The 16,451-nt window shown below is 73.3% G+C and carries 19 protein-coding genes; 15 read left to right on the forward strand and 4 right to left on the reverse strand.

The annotated features are described in order from the left end of the window. Nucleotides 1-19: 19 nt before the first annotated feature. Nucleotides 20-970, reverse strand: coding sequence for an LLM class F420-dependent oxidoreductase (locus JAP66_RS11550; protein ID WP_199431677.1), 951 nt, complete (start codon nt 968-970; stop codon nt 20-22). Nucleotides 971-1,052: 82 nt separating this feature from the next. Beyond that, the gene (locus JAP66_RS11555; RefSeq protein ID WP_199431678.1) at nt 1,053-3,185 is read right to left on the reverse strand and encodes a S9 family peptidase; all 2,133 of its coding nucleotides are present in this window, start codon (nt 3,183-3,185) and stop codon (nt 1,053-1,055) included. A gap of 110 nt (nt 3,186-3,295) precedes the next feature. Here JAP66_RS11555 and rocD point away from each other — a divergent pair, with 110 nt between their 5' ends. Then, a complete protein-coding gene (rocD, locus tag JAP66_RS11560) occupies nt 3,296-4,540 on the forward strand; it encodes an ornithine--oxo-acid transaminase (protein WP_199431679.1) in 1,245 nt (414 codons plus the stop codon). A 24-nt stretch (nt 4,541-4,564) separates the two neighbouring features. Then, the gene (locus JAP66_RS11565) at nt 4,565-5,941 is read left to right on the forward strand and encodes a DUF2252 domain-containing protein (RefSeq protein ID WP_235998950.1); all 1,377 of its coding nucleotides are present in this window, start codon (nt 4,565-4,567) and stop codon (nt 5,939-5,941) included. Between the two features lie 50 nt (nt 5,942-5,991). On the opposite strand, the gene JAP66_RS11570 is transcribed toward JAP66_RS11565, so the two are convergent. Then, nucleotides 5,992-7,092: a hypothetical protein gene (locus tag JAP66_RS11570; RefSeq protein ID WP_199431681.1), complete on the reverse strand. Its 1,101-nt coding sequence runs from the start codon at nt 7,090-7,092 to the stop codon at nt 5,992-5,994. Nucleotides 7,093-7,155: 63 nt separating this feature from the next. On the opposite strand from JAP66_RS11570, the gene JAP66_RS11575 reads away from it, so the two are divergent. Further along, a complete protein-coding gene (locus JAP66_RS11575; protein ID WP_199431682.1) occupies nt 7,156-7,812 on the forward strand; it encodes a phosphatase PAP2 family protein in 657 nt (218 codons plus the stop codon). On the opposite strand, the gene zapE is transcribed toward JAP66_RS11575, so the two are convergent. Then, nucleotides 7,744-8,787 carry a cell division protein ZapE gene (gene zapE, locus JAP66_RS11580; protein ID WP_199431683.1) on the reverse strand — a complete coding sequence of 348 codons (1,044 nt, stop codon included), beginning with the start codon at nt 8,785-8,787 and terminating at the stop codon, nt 7,744-7,746. The genes JAP66_RS11575 and zapE overlap by 69 nt on opposite strands. 88 nt (nt 8,788-8,875) lie before the next feature. On the opposite strand from zapE, the gene JAP66_RS11585 reads away from it, so the two are divergent. The 12 genes from JAP66_RS11585 (at nt 8,876) to JAP66_RS11640 (ending at nt 16,448) form a co-directional block, all read left to right on the forward strand. Further along, nucleotides 8,876-9,685: a pyrimidine reductase family protein gene (locus tag JAP66_RS11585; RefSeq protein WP_199432010.1), complete on the forward strand. Its 810-nt coding sequence runs from the start codon at nt 8,876-8,878 to the stop codon at nt 9,683-9,685. After that, nucleotides 9,682-10,260, forward strand: coding sequence for an RNA polymerase sigma factor (locus JAP66_RS11590; RefSeq protein ID WP_199431684.1), 579 nt, complete (start codon nt 9,682-9,684; stop codon nt 10,258-10,260). The genes JAP66_RS11585 and JAP66_RS11590 overlap by 4 nt, the downstream gene beginning before the upstream one ends. Further along, nucleotides 10,257-10,724, forward strand: coding sequence for a hypothetical protein (locus JAP66_RS11595; protein WP_199431685.1), 468 nt, complete (start codon nt 10,257-10,259; stop codon nt 10,722-10,724). The genes JAP66_RS11590 and JAP66_RS11595 overlap by 4 nt, the downstream gene beginning before the upstream one ends. Nucleotides 10,725-10,822: 98 nt before the next feature. Next, nucleotides 10,823-11,293 carry an Asp23/Gls24 family envelope stress response protein gene (locus tag JAP66_RS11600; RefSeq protein WP_199431686.1) on the forward strand — a complete coding sequence of 157 codons (471 nt, stop codon included), beginning with the start codon at nt 10,823-10,825 and terminating at the stop codon, nt 11,291-11,293. Between the two features lie 4 nt (nt 11,294-11,297). Continuing rightward, nucleotides 11,298-11,600 (forward strand): hypothetical protein, encoded by a 303-nt coding sequence (locus JAP66_RS11605; RefSeq protein WP_199431687.1) that lies wholly within the window; start codon nt 11,298-11,300, stop codon nt 11,598-11,600. Beyond that, on the forward strand, nt 11,597-11,893 hold the full coding sequence (locus JAP66_RS11610; RefSeq protein ID WP_199431688.1) for a hypothetical protein: 297 nt from the start codon (nt 11,597-11,599) through the stop codon (nt 11,891-11,893). The genes JAP66_RS11605 and JAP66_RS11610 overlap by 4 nt, the downstream gene beginning before the upstream one ends. A 76-nt stretch (nt 11,894-11,969) precedes the next feature. After that, on the forward strand, nt 11,970-12,146 hold the full coding sequence (locus JAP66_RS11615; RefSeq protein ID WP_199431689.1) for a hypothetical protein: 177 nt from the start codon (nt 11,970-11,972) through the stop codon (nt 12,144-12,146). Further along, entirely contained in the window at nt 12,143-12,472 is a 330-nt protein-coding gene (locus JAP66_RS11620) for an Asp23/Gls24 family envelope stress response protein (RefSeq protein ID WP_199431690.1), read from the forward strand. Before JAP66_RS11615 ends, JAP66_RS11620 begins: the two co-directional genes overlap by 4 nt. A 64-nt stretch (nt 12,473-12,536) precedes the next feature. Further along, a complete protein-coding gene (locus JAP66_RS11625; RefSeq protein ID WP_199431691.1) occupies nt 12,537-13,073 on the forward strand; it encodes a DUF6286 domain-containing protein in 537 nt (178 codons plus the stop codon). After that, nucleotides 13,070-13,672: an Asp23/Gls24 family envelope stress response protein gene (locus JAP66_RS11630; protein ID WP_199431692.1), complete on the forward strand. Its 603-nt coding sequence runs from the start codon at nt 13,070-13,072 to the stop codon at nt 13,670-13,672. The genes JAP66_RS11625 and JAP66_RS11630 overlap by 4 nt, the downstream gene beginning before the upstream one ends. An 18-nt stretch (nt 13,673-13,690) precedes the next feature. Further along, entirely contained in the window at nt 13,691-14,782 is a 1,092-nt protein-coding gene (locus JAP66_RS11635) for an ATP-dependent DNA ligase (protein WP_199431693.1), read from the forward strand. A 94-nt stretch (nt 14,783-14,876) separates the two neighbouring features. Next, nucleotides 14,877-16,448 carry an alpha/beta hydrolase gene (locus JAP66_RS11640; protein ID WP_199431694.1) on the forward strand — a complete coding sequence of 524 codons (1,572 nt, stop codon included), beginning with the start codon at nt 14,877-14,879 and terminating at the stop codon, nt 16,446-16,448. Nucleotides 16,449-16,451: the final 3 nt, after the last annotated feature.

The following is a 16,451-nucleotide window of genomic DNA, read 5'->3' on the forward strand; positions in this document are numbered from 1 at the left end:
AGCGCGCACTGCCGACGATCTACCGTGGCGCGAGGGCCTGCACCTGCTCCAGCGGGTCGCCGCCGGTCGGCAGCAGCGCGATCACCGGCGTGTCCAGACCGTTGTCTACATAGGACTGAATACGCTCGCGGCATTCGTCGGTGCTGCCGTGCACGACGAGCTCGTCCACTACCTCGTCCGGAATCACCTCGTTGGCCCGTTTGCGGTCGCCCTCGGCCCATGCCTCGTGCATCGGCGCAAGCACGTCACCCCGGCCCAGCCACTCGTGGAACGCCCGGTACACCGGCACGGTCAGGTAGCTGCTGATCAGCATGCGGCCAAGGCCCCTGGCCGCATCGGCGTCCTCGGTGGGGCACACGAAGATCCGTGCCGCCAGCTCGGTGTCCGGCCCGATCTCGGCGCGCACCTTCGGCACGTCGGCCGGCGCGAGCCAGTTGGTGATGGCACCGTCGGCCTCCCGCGCGGCCAGCCGGAGCATCCCAGGGCGCAGTGCCGCGAGCATGATCGGCGGCGCCGGGTCCGGCGGCCGCTCCAGCCGGAACTTGCTGACCGAGAACGTCGGGTAGTTCTCGGTGACCTTCTCCCCCGCCAGCGCCGAGCGCAGGAAGCGCAGCGTGTCCCTGCTGCGCTGGAACGGTTCGGTGAACTCGGCCGCGTTCCAGCCCTCGACGATGACCGGCGAGGAGGTGCCGATGCCGAGCACGAACCTGCCCGGCGCGCATTCCGCGAGCGTCGCCGCGTTCATCGCGAGCAGCCCGGGGCCGCGAGTGTAGATGGGAACGATCGCCGTGCCGAGCCGCAGCGAAGGTGCCCACTGCGAGGCGAGCAGCAACGGCGAGAACGCATCGGTGCCCGCCGTCTCGGCCGACCACGCGTCGGTGTAGCCGAGGTCGGGCAGCCGCTCGACGAGCTCCCGGTGCGCGGTCAGCGGGACCCCGGTGAGCGGGATCGTGATACCCCAGCGGTTCATGAATAAGCCTCCAGACTCTTGCGGGACACCCGCACCCGGTCGGCTTTCACGAGCGCAGCTCCGCAAGCTCCGCCATCGTCGCTCATGACGCCTCCAATTCTCGCTTGATCCACTCGACCTGCGTCGCCATCAGGTTCTCCGCGACCTCCTCGGCCTGCGGCGTCATGTGCGTCGCGCCGGCCAGCGGCAGGAACGTGTGCGCCCGGCCCGCCGCCAGCAGCGCCGAGGACAGCCGCAGCGCGTGCGCGACGAACACGTTGTCGTCGGCGAGACCGTGCACGATCAGCAGCGCGCGGCGCAGGTTCGCGGCGTCGGCGAGCACCGAGTTGCACTCGTAGACGTCCCGGTTGTCCTCCGGGTGGCCGAGATAGCGCTCCGTGTAGTGCGTGTCGTACAGCGACCAGTCGGTGACCGGCGCCCCGGCGACCGCGGCGTGGAAGACGTCCGGCCTGCGCAGTACGGCCAGCGCCGAGAGGTAGCCGCCGTAGGACCAGCCCCGGATGGCGACCCGGCCGAGGTCGAGATCGGGATGCTCGGCGGCGACGGCGTGCAGTGCGTCGACCTGGTCGGCGAGGCTGACCTCGGCGAGCCTGCCCGCGATCTCCTTCTCCCAGGCCGGACCACGTCCCGGTGTGCCGCGGCCGTCGGCCACCAGCACGGCGAACCCCTGGTCGGCCAGCCACTGCGGGGTGAGGAACGCGTTGCGGCTCTGCAGCACACGCTGGGCGTGCGGGCCGCCGTACGGGTCGAGCAGCACGGGCAGCCTGCCGCTGCCGGGCCGGTGGCCGGTCGGCAGCAGCAACGCCGCGCGCAGGCCGCGCTCCCCCACGGTCAGCCAGGTGAGGTTGGGTTCGATGCCCGGATCCACAGTCGACGATGCCACCTTGGCGACCGGATCGCCGTCGCGCAGCACCGACACCTCGGCCCCGCTGTACTCCATGCTCCACGACGACAGCACGGTGACGGCCGCCGTGCCCGCGCCGACGTGCACACCGTCCGCAGTGGACAGTCGACGCACCGATCCCCGCTCCGTGCGGTACACATGGATCTGGGTGGGGTCGTCCTCCGACGCGCTGAACAACACCTCGTCGCCGACGTCGAGCACCGCGCGCACCTGCGTCCGCGGACCCGTGACGGGCTCGCCGTCCACGACGAGCCGGTAGGCGCCGTCCTGCGCGCTCACCCGCACCAGCCTGCCGTCCGAGGTCCAGGCGGGCACCCCGCGGACGATCTCCACCCAGTCCGGATCGGTATCGGTGTGCAGCAGGGTCGTCGACCCGTCCGCCGAGTCGACCGCGTGCACCTCCAGCCGTCGCTGGTCGCGTGGCTGCACCGCGATCAGCGGCGGGCCGCCCGCCGACCAGTGCACGGCGACCAGGTACTCCCAGTCGCCCGCGCGCACATCGACCCTGCTGCCGTCGAGGCCGAGAAAGGAAAGTGACACGGAGACGTTGGTGGTGCCCGCCGCCGGGTAGGCCACCGTGTTCACCGGCGCCTGCGGCTGCGCGGGGTCGGCGATGTGCCAGCGCGGCACCGCGGAACGGTCGCTGCGCTCGACCAGCAGGCCCTGCCCGTCCGGCGCCCACCAGTATCCCCGCGCCCGGCCCAGTTCCTCCGCGGCGATGAACTCGGCCAGCCCCCAGGCGATGTCCTCGTCACTCTCGTCGACGAGCGCGCGATCCGTGCCGGAGGCGACCTCGACCACGCGCAGCCTGCGCCGGCTGACATAGGCGACATGGCTGCCGGTGGGGTCCGGCCGCGGATCGATCACGGCCTCGTCGGCCAGCGGCCGCACCGCGCCGCTCGCCAGGTCGGCCGTGTAGAGCCTGCCGGAGAGGGAGAATGCGGCGACGGTGAACTCGCGGTCGACCGCGTAGGCCACGACGCCGCCCGACGTCTCCCGGGCCCGCTCGCGCCGCGCCCGCTCCTCGGGCGGCAGCTCCTCCTCGCCCGGCAGCAGTTCCGCCGCGTCCACCACCTTCGACTCGGCTCCCGAGCCGAGGTCGAGCGACCAGAGGCTGTGCCTGCGGTCGGTGCCCGACTCGGCGCGCAGGAAGAGCAGCCGGGAGCCGTCCGGCGAGACGCGGAACTCCTTCGGCGCCCCCAGCGTGAAGCGTTGCGTGCGCGCCTGTCTGCGGAGGAAGGAAAGATCGTCCGTCACAGCGCACCACTCTTGCAGACCGCCCGGCCGTGGCGCCAACGAGGCATCGGGCATTTCCCCGCACAACGAATCCGTGCTCGAACAGGCAAAGTGCGCAACGAATCGCGCCCCTGAGCAACGTACTCCAGCTGAAGCACCCTGCCGACTGCCTCTAACCTGAACGCATGACAACGTTCGCCGACGGTCCCACGACGACCACGCCCGCCGACTTCATCGCGCTCGACGAGCAGTGGAGCACGCACAACTACCACCCGCTGCCGGTGGTGATCGCCGAGGCGGAGGGCGCCTGGGTCACCGATGTGGACGGCGAGCGCTATCTCGACTTCCTGTCCGGCTACTCGGCACTGAACTTCGGGCATCGCCACCCCGACCTGGTGGCGGCGGCGGTCGAGCAGCTCGACCGGGTCACGCTCACGTCGCGGGCGTTCCATCATGACCAGCTCGGCCGCTTCTGCCACGAGCTCGCGGAGCTGACCGGCACCGAGATGGTGCTGCCGATGAACTCCGGCGCCGAGGCGGTGGAGTCCGCGCTCAAGGTCGCCCGCAAGTGGGCCTACCGGGTCAAGGGCGTGCCGGACGGTACCGCCGAGATCGTGGTGGCCGGATCCAACTTCCACGGCCGCACGACGACGATCGTGTCCTTCTCCACCGACGAGGACGCGCGTGCCGACTTCGGCCCGTTCACGCCCGGCTTCGTCACCGTGGAGTACGGCGATGCCCGTGCGATCGCCGACGCGATCACCGATCGCACGGCCGCGGTGCTGCTGGAGCCGATCCAGGGCGAGGCCGGCGTGGTGGTGCCGCCGGACGGCTATCTCGCCGAGGTGCGGCGGCTCTGCGACGAGCGGGGCACGCTGCTGATCGCCGACGAGATCCAGTCCGGGCTGGCGCGCACGGGAACCGTGTTCGCGCTCGACCACGAGCGGGTGCGGGCCGATCTCTACACGCTCGGCAAGGCACTCGGCGGCGGCATCCTGCCGGTGTCGGCGGTGGCCGGGCGCGCCGACGTGCTCGGCGTGCTGCGCCCCGGCGAGCACGGCTCGACCTTCGGCGGCAACCCGCTGGCCTGCGCGGTCGGCCGCGCGGTGGTCCGGCTGCTGGCCACCGGTGAGTTCCAGCAGCGCTCCACCGCGCTCGGCGCCCACCTGCACGCACGGCTCGGCGAGCTGGTCGGGCACGGCCTGACGGAGGTGCGCGGGCGCGGCCTGTGGGCGGGCGTGGACATCGCGCCGGGCGGGCTCAGCGGCCGGCAGGCCTCCGAGGCGCTGATGAGCCGCGGCGTGCTGTGCAAGGAGACCCACGGCAGCACGCTGCGGATCGCTCCCCCGCTGGTCATCACCGAGGCGGAGCTGGACCGCGGGCTCGACGCGATCGCCGAGGTGGTGGGGCGGCACACCGGCGTGGCGTGAGCGGTCTGCGGCACGATGGTGCGCATGGCAGGCGACGACGACATCGATCTCCGTACCCTGGTCGGCTCCGCGGAGGTGCGTGCCCGCGGCAAGGCCCTGCGGGACCTGACACCCCCGGCCGTGCACGACCACGAACCGGCGGGCCCGGACCGGCCGGGGGCCGCCGAGTTCGTCCGCCGCAGCCACGAGGACAGGCTGCCGGAGCTGCTCGGCCTGCGCGTGGCCCGGATGGCCGACTCCCCGTTCGCCTTCTTCCGCGGCGCCGCGGGGCTGATGGCCGCCGACCTCGCCGGCACCCCGGCCAGCGGGCCTGCGGCCCAGCTCTGCGGGGACGCGCACGCGGCGAACTTCGGGCTGTACGGCACTCCGGAGGGCGAGATCGTGATGGACATCAACGATTTCGACGAGACGGTGCCGGGCCCCTGGGAGTGGGACCTCAAACGGCTCGCCGCGAGCCTGGTGCTGGCCGGCCGCGAGGGCGGGCTGGCCGAGGACAACTGCCGCGAGGCCGCCGAGGACGTGGTCAAGTCCTACCGCCGGACCGTACGCGAACTGGCCGAACTGCCGTTCCTGCGCTCGTGGAACGCGCTGCCGGACGCATCGGTGCTGAGCAAGGTCAAGGCCGACGAGCTCATCGACGACTTCGAGAAGGCGGCGAAGAAGGCCAGGAAGAACACCAGCGCCAAGATCGTCGCCAAGCGCACGCAGGAGTACGAGGACGACGAGACCGGTCTGCGGCGCCTGCACTTCATCGAGGATCCGCCGGTGCGCACGCACGTGGACGACGCGACCGAGCAGCGGGTGATCGACGGGCTCGAAGCCTATGTGGACACCCTGCGCGAGTCCCGGCGCAACCTCATCGGCAGGTATGCGGTGTCCGATGTGGCGTTCCGCGTGGTCGGGACCGGCAGCGTCGGCCGCCGCTGCTACATCGCACTGTTGCACGGCAACGAGGACGAGGCCCTGGTGCTGCAGCTCAAGGAGGCGGCGCCGTCGGCGCTGCAGCCGTTCCTCGGCGCCGCACCGCACGAGCACGAGGGCAGGCGGGTCGTGCACGGTACCCGGCTGGTGCAGGCCGAGACCGACATCCTGCTCGGCTGGACGACGGTCGACGGGCGGCCCTACGTCGTGCGCCAGTTCCGGAACATGAAAGGCGACATCGATCCCACCGGCCTGGACGGCGACCACCTCGACGACTACGGCAGGCTCGCGGGGGCGCTGCTGGCGCGTGCGCACACCCGCTCGGTCGACCCGCGGCTGCTGGCCGGCTACTTCGCCGAGGACACCGAGATGGACGAGGCCGTCGGCCGCTGGGCGGTGCGCTACGCCGACCTGACGGAGGCCGATCACGCCGACCTGGTCGCGGCGGTGAGGACCGGCAGGCTGCCCGCCGACTCGTGAGTGGCAACCCGCGTTCTAACTCGTCTACGCACTCACGACGGCGGGGGCGCTCAGCGGGGTGCGGTAGGGACGAGTGCGCCTGCGACCCAGAGCATGCCTACCAGGAGGGCGACGAGCAGGGCACCCGCCAGGTAGTGCATCGGCCGCGCCCGCCACGGCAGCCGCCGCAACGCGACGAAGATCGCGAGCAGGGCCGTCGCGCCGATCGGCAACAGGGCGCGCCACGCGCGGTCGAGCGTGTCCAGGGGCAGGAAGGCCTGCGCGCCGTAGAACGACAGGATCAGCGCGGGCAGCCCGAGTCCGGCGGCGGTCGCGGCCGCGGCGACGTTGAAGTTCTGCTGCGCCTCGGCGTCCTGGGCAACCGCGATCGTCGACATGCTCTGCAGCAACCGCTGCAGCCGCGCGACCTCCTCGTCCAGCAGCACGTCCAGCGAGTCGACGTGGCGGAGCGCGAGGTGATGCATCCGCGCGGGCACCGGTGCCTCAGGGCCTGGCGCGCTCTCCGCGCGGCTACGCCGGTAGGCCTCCTCGTCCCCCAGCCACAGCCACAGCCCGTCGCGCCGTGCCGCGCGGGCCTGGTCCCGGGCTCGGTTCAGCGCGATCGAGAGCTCGACGATCTCGGCGAGCAGGGGGCGCATCGCCTCGCGCCGGCGGCTCGCCAGCTGGTCCGCGAACCGCCGCTCCAGCTCGTAGCACAGCCCGCGGACGCGGCTGACCTCGTTGTGTGAGGATTCCGCGGCAGCCTTGGCCAGTACCGCCACCACGCTGCGCTCGTCGCCGGAAACCGGGTGCGCGGGCTCGGCCAGGGATGCGGCGAGCAACTCCTCCGCCCGCGGCCCGATCTCCGGGACCTGTGTCCACGCGTGGCGCTCGGACCAGGCCGCGCACAGCACCAGCGTGAGGGCGGGCAGCCCGGCGCCGGCCGCCGCGATGCGCAGCCTGCCGACCACGAGCGTGCGCGCCCCGTGCTCGCCGAGGAGCCGTAGGAACGGCACGACCCGATACGTCGTCGCCCCGGATCGTTCGAACGGCCTCGTCTCGTCCGGGTGGCTCTCCCCGGCGTCGTACTCGACCCGCACGCGCGCCACGGCACCGTGCCGGGGAGGATGCGACGTACCCGCGAACACCGGCAGCTCACGGAACGACCCCATGGTGACACCTTAGGGTGACACCCGGCCGAAGATCATGGTTTCGCCGCGATGCAGCATGAGCCCGTGCCCGACGCTCCCCTGACCCCCCGGCTCGGCGGGTTCACCGCCGCCACCACGGCGTTCGTCGCGCTGCTACTGGGCCTGATTCACTCCGGCGAGCGGCTGCCGGGCACCGTGGATCGGGCGGCCGCCGACGCGATCGACGCGGCGTTCTCCGGGCGGGAGGGTCTGCTCCGGGTACTGGTGCTGCCGACACATCCCGCTGTCGTGCTCGCGGCGACCGCCGCGATCGTGGTCACGTCACTGCTACGGGGGCGCCGCCGGGCGGCGGTGCTCGCGCTCGCCGCGCCCGCGCTGACCGTGCCGCTCAACACCTGGGTGCTCAAGCCGCTGACCGGCCGCTACTACGACGACCATCTCGCCTATCCCAGCGGGCACACGGTCAGCCTCGTCACGGTGCTCACCGTGCTCGCCCTGCTCACCGCCGCGGGCCCGCGCACCCGTGCCGTGGTGGCCGCGAGCGCCGTGCTCGTCGTGCTCGCCGGGACCGGGATGGTCGGGCTGGAGTACCACTACGCCACCGACGTCGCCGGTGGTGCGGCGTTCGCAGTGGCGGCGACCATCGGCCTCGCCGCGCTCGCCGGCAGGTTCCTACCCGGTGGCGGCGGGCAGGGCGGCGGCGTCGCGGGCGAGCGCGGTGAGCCTGCTGACCGCGCGTAGGTACTTCTTCCGGTAGCCCCCCGCCAGCATCTCCTCGGTGAACAGCTCGCCGAGCGACCGGCCGGACGCCACCACCGGCACGGCGCGGTCGTACAGGCGGTCGGCGAGAGCGACGAGCCGCAGCGCCACCGTCTGGTCGGGCGCGGGACGCACACCGCGCAGGTGCACCACCGACACGCCGTCGACGAGCCTGCCGTAGCGCGACGGATGCAGCTGCGCCAGGTGCTCGCACAGGGCGTCGAAGTCGTCCAGCGTGGCGCCCGGACGGGCCTGGGCCGACGCGGTGACCTGCTCGTCGCTCACCGGCTCGGGTGCCTCCGGCAGTCCCCGGTGCCGGTAGTCGGGACCGTCCACGCGCACCACGGCGAACCGCGCGGAGAGCGACTGGATCTCCCGCAGGAAGTCCTCGGCGGCGAAGCGGCCCTCGCCGAGCCTGCCGGGCAGCGTGTTCGACGTCGCCGCGACGAACACGCCCGCCGACGTGAGCTCCCGCAGCAGCCGGGTGACGAGCATCGTGTCGCCGGGGTCGTCCAGCTCGAACTCGTCGATCGCGAGCAGCCGGTGCCCGGAGAGCCTGCGCACCGCCTCGGCGAAGCCCAGCACGCCAACGACGTGCGTGAGCTCGACGAACGTGCCGTACGCCTTGGGCTCCGGCACCTCGTGCCAGATGGAGGCGAGCAGGTGGGTCTTGCCCACGCCGAAACCGCCGTCGAGGTAGAGGCCCGGGCTCTCCGGCTCGCCGGCCTCGCCCCTGCCGAACAGCGCCCGCCAGCCCGAACGCGGTTTCCGCCCTTCACGGACCCGTTCCGCGAAGGCGGAGCACGCCGCGACCGCCTCGGCCTGACTGGGCTCCTCCGGGTTGGGCACGTAGGTCGAGAACCGGACGGCGTCGAAACGCGGCGGCGGAACCAGCGTCGTGATCAGCTCGTCCGCCTCGATCTCGGGCCGGCGCGCGGCCAGCTGCGCAGCGGGCATGCCGGTCAGCGTAGCCACCGCGGTGCGGCGCACCGGCCGGGTCCGGGTCGAATCGAGACGCAGCCCACCCCGCCGCCCGCGCACCCGAATGGCCACCGGAGAAGGGCCATGTTGGGATGAGCCCGTGCATCGCCTGTGGCCCTTACCGCCGGACGACTCGTCCGGCCCGCTCACCGACGCCGACCTGGAAGAGATCTACGGCTACCCCGCCGGGCTGTCCGGGCCGTGGGTGCAGGCCAACTTCGTGTCCTCCGCCGACGGCGCGGTCTCGGTCGGCGATCGCTCGGCGGGGCTCTCCCACCCGGCGGACAAGCGCATCTTCGCGCTGGGCCGCGACCTCGCCGACGTGGTGCTGGTCGGCGCGGGCACGGTGAAGGCCGAGAAGTACCGGGGCGCCAGGGCGGGTGAGCTGCGGGTCGAGCGCAGGCGGCGGCTCGGCCTCTCCGACGTGCCGCCCATCGCCGTGGTGAGCGGCCGCTGCACGATCACCCCCGACGACCCGATCGTCGCCGACACGGTCGTGCCGCCGATCGTGCTCACCACGGAGAGCGCACCGGCGCACCGGCGCGCCGACCTCGCCGCCGCGGGGGCGGAGGTGCTCACCGCGGGTGAGCACAGCGTCGACCTGCGCGCCGCGCTGGGCGCGCTGGGCGAGATGGGGCTCCGCCGCGTCAACTGCGAGGGCGGCCCGCACCTGTTCGCCACGCTGGTGGCGGAGGACCTGGTCGATCAGCTCTGCCTCACGATCGCACCGCTGCTGGCCGGTGCGGGCGCCGACCGCATCGTCGCGGGCCGCGCAACCGACGTGCCCCGCGGGCTGCGGCTGGTCTCGCTGCTGCACGAGGACGGGTTCACGATGTTCCGGTACCGCAGGCGGCACCGCGAAACGGACGGATGAGCGCCTCCGACCCGACGCTGCTCGCCCGCTCGCTCCGCGGCGAGGCCGGGGCCTTCGACCACCTGGTGCGCAGGCACACCCCGCGGATGTACCGGGTGGCGCTGCGCATCACCGGCACCGCCGCCGAGGCCGAGGACGTGGTCCAGGAGGCCTGGATCTCCGCATGGCGGGGGCTGCCGGAGTTCCGCGGCGACTCGGCCGTCTCCACCTGGCTGTACCGCGTGGTCACCAATGCCGCGCTCGCCTACGTGCGCAGGCGCAGGCCGACCGTGTCCCTCGACGCCGCCCTCACGCCCGGGTCTGGCGACGGATCACCGCTGATCGGCGCGGGCGTGTTCGCCGACTTCCGGGCCGATCCCGAGGGGCAGGTGCTGCGCACCGAACAGGTCGAGGCGGTGCTGTGGGCCATCGCCGGGCTCGACGTCTCGCAGCGGGTTCCCCTGGTGCTGCGCGAGCTGGAGGGGCTCAGCTACGAGGAGGTCGCCGAGGTGCTGGAGGTCAGCGTCCCGGCCTTGCGTTCCCGGCTGCACCGGGCCAGGGTTGCGTTGCTCGCGAGACTCAAGGAGCGGTCATGAGTGCCGGCGGGGACCCCCTCGACGATCCCCAGTGGGAATGGGTGCGTGCGACGGCGCGTGCCCCGGTCCCCACGCCGGCCGGGCTGATCGAGCGGGTGCTGCGGTCGGTGCACGGCGTGCGGGGCACGCTGCTCTCCCGCCCGCTCGACATCCGGCAGGACGGCGGTCTCCTCAGGATCGGGGAAGGCGCGGTGGTCCTGCTGGCCCGCAGGCTCGGGGCCGAGCTCGGCGCGGAGATCGGCGGGCTGCACGTCTCCGCGGTCGCGCTGGACACCGATGGCACCGGCGGCACCGGAGCCGGGAACAGGGCTGTGCTGGACGTTGTCGTCACGGTCGAGTACCGCGGTGGCGCGGATGCGGCGGCGGAGCTGCTGCGGTCGCGGCTGCAGGCCGCGCTGGCCGCGCAGCTCGGCACGACGGCGCTCGCGGTCAACGTGCACATCGCGGACGTGTATGAGTCATAGCCCGATCGGGCGAGCCACCGGAAGACCGCGTGGCGAAACGGCATCGTAGCCGGAGTTGGGACTTCGATCTCCCTTCACCACTTGGAAAGGAGCAGTGCATGGCGCAGAACAGTGCGGCCAGGACCGACACCGAGACCGTGCCCGCCGCCCGCGCGGCGGCGACCGCGGCACTCAACGAGGAGGGCACCGCGGGCAAGACGACGATCGCCTCCTCGGTCGTGCAGAAGGTGGCCGGTATCGCCGCCCGCGAGGTGTCCGGTGTGCACGCGATCGGCGGTGGCGTCTCCCGCGCGTTCGGCGCGATCCGTGAGCGCATCCCGGGCTCCGGCACCGTGACGACCTCGGGGGTCTCCGTCGAGGTCGGCGAGAAGCAGGCCGCCGTCGATCTCGACCTCGTCGTCGAGTACGGCGCGCGGATCGTCGACGTCGCCAGGGCCGTGCGCCGCAACGTGATCTCCACCGTCGAGCAGATCACCGGGCTCGACGTGATCGAGGTGAACATCGCGGTGAACGACATCCACCTGCCGGAAGAGGACGAGGCCGTGGAGCCCACCTCCCGCGTGGAGTGAGGCGATGACGGACGAGGAGCTTGCGGACGCGATCGCGCGTGAGGTGAGCGCGCACGCCGCCGTGATCCGGCTGGACGAGGGCGGGCTCGGCACTCTCGCCACGCACCTGCCCGGTCGCAGGGTACGCGGTGTGCGGGTGGGGGCTCCGGGCGAGCCGATCGCCCTCGGTGTGGTGCTGCGGCTGGACAGGAGCCTGCCTCGGGTGACCGGGGAGCTGCGAGCCAGGGTGCGCGCGATCGCGGGCGAGGTGCCGGTCGACATCGAGGTCACCGATGTCGTCCCCGTCACCGCGAGGGCCACCAGGTGACGGGAACGGCGCCGGAGCCGGACCGGGAGGCCGAGCGGCGCAGGCGGGCCGAGTTCCGGGCCTACGTCCGGCGGCACCACCCCGATGTGGGGGGCGACCCGGACGAGTTCGCCGCCGGACTGGCCCGGTTCGACCGCGCGGGCCGGGAGCGGCCTGCGGAGCAGCCGCCCGGGGAACCCGACCGGTTCGACGCGCCGGTGGTCTTCGTGGCGCGCCGGGGCGGCCTCGCCGGTGCCGTGGCCCGGATCAGGAACTGGCGGCGCCGGCGACGGCGTCCGCCGCGGGTGAGCTGAGCGGCCGCCCCGCGTACCGGAGGTCAGGCAGATGAGCACCGGGGACACCGAGGACACAGCACAAGGAGCGCAATCCATGAATGCCACCCAGACCGGGGTTCTGGCCGGTCTCGTACTCGGCCTCGCCGCCTCCCAGGGCTTCGGGGCCTTCCTCATCACCTTCGCGGTCGGCGTGATCGGCCTGGTCGCGGGCCGGGTACTCGACGGCGAGCTCGATCTCGGCGATGTCTTCGGCCGGGGCAAGGACCGGTGACCGAACCCGAGGACCGGGGCACCCTCGAGATCGCCCACACGGTCGTGCGCAAGGTCGCCGAGCACGCGGCAGGCCGGGTGCCGGGCACGGCCACGGTGCGGCGTGGACCCGGCCGGGGCGCGGGGGTACGCGTGTCCGGGCACGGCGCCGACGTGGACCTCAGGCTGGACCTCGCCCTGCACTACCCCGTCCCCGTTCCCGAGGTCGTGGCCCGGGTGCGGGAGCAGGTGACCGGTGAGGTGCAGCACCTCACGTCCTACCACGTACGTGGGTGCGCGGTGACCGTGTCCGCTTTGCTGCCCGAGACGCGGCCCCGGGTGCGCTGAGAAGGAGCGGCCCGCCGGCGCGGCAGCGTCCGCGCAGGCGGGCCCGGAGATTCAGGAGCCACAGTTGCGGATACTGGTCCGTCTACTCTCGACACTGCTCGCGCTTGCCGTGGCCGCCGCGGGTGGTCTGCTGGCGCTGGAGACCGCGTGGCAGTGGTGGCGCCCGGACGGCGCGCCGCTGCTGCTGCCGTGGCCGCGCTGGCTCGACGCGCTCGCCGGCCTGCGCTGGGACGCGCCCGTGGTGCGCCTGACGGCCGCGCTCACCGCGCTCACCGGGCTGGTGCTCATGCTGGTCGCCGCCGCCGCGCGCCGCCGCGCGGTCCGGCTGCACGACCCGGCCACCGAGGTGAGCGTCACGATGTCACCCCGCTCGCTGGCCCGTGCCGTCGGACAGCACGTACGCGCGCAGGACAACGTCTCCGGTGCCACGGTGACCGCGAACGCGAAGAAGGTCCGGGTACGGGCCCGGAGCGCGCTGGAGGACGAGGAAGGGCTGCGGCCACGGCTGACCGAATCGGTGTCCACATTGCTCGGTGACGTGCCACTGGTACGCCACCCGAAGGTATCCGTTGTCGTCGACTCTCCCAAGGACCGCCGATGAGCGACAGAACCGTTTCGGCGAGGGCGCTCTCCCGCCCGTACGGGGCGGAGCGGTCGCTGGCGTTCGGGATCGGCCTGCTCGGCCTGGCCGCGGGCGTGCTCGCGCTCGTCGTCGGGTTCGGCTGGCTGGGCACGTACCGCGCGGGCAGGCCGGTCGTGGACCCGCTCGCGGTCGACTGGCTGAGCGCGCAGCCGGTGCTCGCCAGAAGCGTGGCCGTCGCCGCCGGAGTGCTGCTGTTCGCGGGCGGGCTGTGGTTCCTCCTCCGTTGCCTGCGCCCGGAAGGCAGGCCGGACATCCGCCTCGACACGTCGGTGGGGCGGGAGCTCACCGTGACGGCAGGGGCTATCGCGAGCGCGGTGCGGGCCGACGCCGAGTCCGTCGAAGGGGTCGGCAGGGCGCGCGTCCGCGCGGTCGGCGACCCGGACAGCCCGGCGCTGCGGATCGAGCTGTGGCTGCGCGAGGGCGCCGATCTCCTCCGGATATGGCAGCAACTCGACGCGGATGTGCTGGCCAGGGCCAGGGAGTCGCTGGAGCGCGAGGTCCTGCCGACCGCCATCCGGCTGGAGCTGGGCGCGGCGCAACGCCGGCGGGTGCGATGACCAGGCACAATGAGCGTCATGGCACTGCCCCTGACGCCGCCGGTCAAGCCCATGCTCGCCCGGCCGGCCAAGAAGATCCCGGACACCGCGCGCGTCCCGGAGCTGCTGTTCGAGCCCAAGTGGGACGGTTTTCGCTGCCTCGTCTTCCGCGACGGCGACGAGATCACCCTGCAGTCGCGTTCGGGCAAGCCGCTGAACAGGTACTTTCCCGAGGTGCTCGCGGAGCTGGCCGGGACGCTGCCGGAGCGGGTCGTGCTGGACGGCGAGCTGGTCGTCGGGCTGCGCGGCCGTCTCGACTTCGACGCGCTGACGGAGCGCATCCACCCGGCGGCCAGCCGGATCAACCTGCTCGCCGAGCAGACCCCGGCCAGGTTCGTGGCCTTCGACCTGCTGGCACTCGGCGACCGGTCGTTCGTGGACGATCCGACGAGCACCCGGCGGGAGGCCCTCGCCGAACTGGCGGGGAGCACGATCCGGCTCACCCCGGCGACCACCGACGCCGCGACGGCGCGGCACTGGTTCGAGCTGTTCGAGGGCGCCGGGCTCGACGGCGTGATCGGCAAGCCGCTGGACGCGCCCTACTCCCCCGGCAAGCGGGTGCTGTTCAAGTACAAGCACTCCCGCACGGCCGACTGCGTGGTCGCCGGGCTGCGCTGGCACGCCGACACGGAGCCGGGCACGGCCGTCGGCTCGCTCATGCTGGGCCTCTACGACGAGGCGCGGGTGCTGCACCACGTCGGCGTGGTGGGGGCGTTCCCGGCGCAGCGGCGCCGGGAGCTGGCCGCCGAGCTGGCCGAGCTGATCACCGAAGGCGAGCACCCGTGGCTGGGTGACGCGGTGTCCGAGGGCCAGCGGCTGCCCGGCGGTGTCAACAGGTGGCGTCCCACCGAGCAGCCGTGGGTGCCGCTGCGGCCGGAGCGGGTCGTCGAGGTGGGCTACGAGCACACCGAGGGCGGCCGCCCCGCGCGCTTCCGGCACACCGCGCAGTTCGTCCGCTGGCGGCCGGACCGGGAACCCCTTTCCTGCGGGTACGCCCAGCTCGACGAGCCCGTCCGATACGACCTGGACGCGGTCTTCCACGGCGAGGTGAAGCGCACCGACGCCTCGTGAGGCGCGGGCGCTCGGCCACCCCTCACGTCACTCTCACCGCGCCCGTGCGAAGGTCTCGGCGTACGACCCCGAACGTGAGACGAGGACCGAACCAGTGCCGCGCCGTGGAAGCAGCCACCGACGCCGGGCCCGCGGGCTCGTCCTGGCCGCACTGGTACCGGCGTTGCTCGCCGGCTGCACCGCCGGGCCGTCCACCCGGCCGCCGGTGGTGGAGAACGACGGCGCCCCGCCCCGGCAACCCGAAACCACCGGCACGGCACCGGCTCCGCTGCCCGGACTCGACGAGTCGCCGGGCACCGGTATCGACTGGTCCGACTGCGACCGGGAGACCCGGGAGCGCCTCGGCGAGCCAGCTGTCGCCGCCTCGCTGCGCTTCTCCTGCGCCAAGATCACCACCTCACTGGACGCGCCGGACCTGCCCCAGCGCGGCATCAAGCGCATCGCGGTGCTGAAGGTCGGCAACGGCCCGGTCCCGCTCGCGGTCGTCAACGACGTCGACGGCGAGCCCGGCACCCTCTACGCCGCGCGCCTCGCCGAAAGCCTGCCCGCCGAGCTGCTCGACACCTTCTCCCTCATCGGGATAGACCGCCGTGGCACGGGCCGGTCCGATGCCGCCCGCTGCATCCCCGGCGACGTCCGCGCCACGCTGCTCGGCCACGACCCGCACGACACCGACCTGACACCGGTGCTGGACGCGGCGCGCACGGCCGGGCAGCAGTGCGCGATCAACCTCGAGGACGAGCAGACCGCGCTGGACAGCTGGCGGACGGCCGGCGACCTCGACGAACTGCGCAGGCAGCTCCGCGTCGCGCACCTCAACGCGCTCGGGCACGGCGAGGGCTCGAAAGTGCTTGGCGTCTACGCGAACCGGTATCCCGGCCGGGTCGGCCGGATGGTCTTCGACGGCGCGCCCGATCCCGCCAGAGACATGGCCACCGTACTTGGCGGCGTGGCGGAGGGTGCCGAGAAGACACTGGCCGAGTTCGGGCGGGACTGCGCGAGCGGCGAATGCCCGCTCGGCGCGGACGCCGCCGCGGCCGTCACCGGGCTCGCCGGCCAGCTGCGCGAACGCCCGCTCGCCACGGCCACCGGTCCCCGGCTGGGCCCGGGACTGGCCCTGCGCGCCGTGCTCGCCGGGCTCGCACAGCGGGACCGCTGGCCGGAGCTGGCCAGGGCCATCGCCGCCGCAAGGGCGGGCGACGCCGATCAGCTGTACGCCTTCGTCGAGCCGCTCATCGCCGAGAACCGGCTCCTCCCGCCCCGGCTGGACGGCAGCCTTGCGACCCGGTGCAACGACACCGTGACCCGGCTGCCCGCCGACCAGCTGGAGCAGACCGCCGAGGAGCTGGCGGCCGATCACCCGGTCTTCGGCGCACTTCTCGCGCAGGAGCTGGCCTGGTGCTCCCCCTGGCCCGGCCGCAGTGAACCGCTGCCCGGCCCCGGCTCCCCCGGCACGCCGCCGATGCTGGTGCTCAGCACCGCCGCCGACCCGGTCACTCCGGAGAAGGGCACCGCACGCGCCGTCGAGCGGATGCCCACCGCGGTCCGCGTCGCCTGGCAGGGCGCGGGGCACGGAGCGCTCCGGTCGCGATGCGTGACCGACGCGGTGCGCGGGTTCCTCGTCGAAGGGAAGGTGCCGCGCGACGGGACGCTCTGCCCCGAGTGACAC

The organism is Qaidamihabitans albus (assembly GCF_016464705.1).
Classification (GTDB): domain Bacteria; phylum Actinomycetota; class Actinomycetes; order Mycobacteriales; family Pseudonocardiaceae; genus Qaidamihabitans; species Qaidamihabitans albus.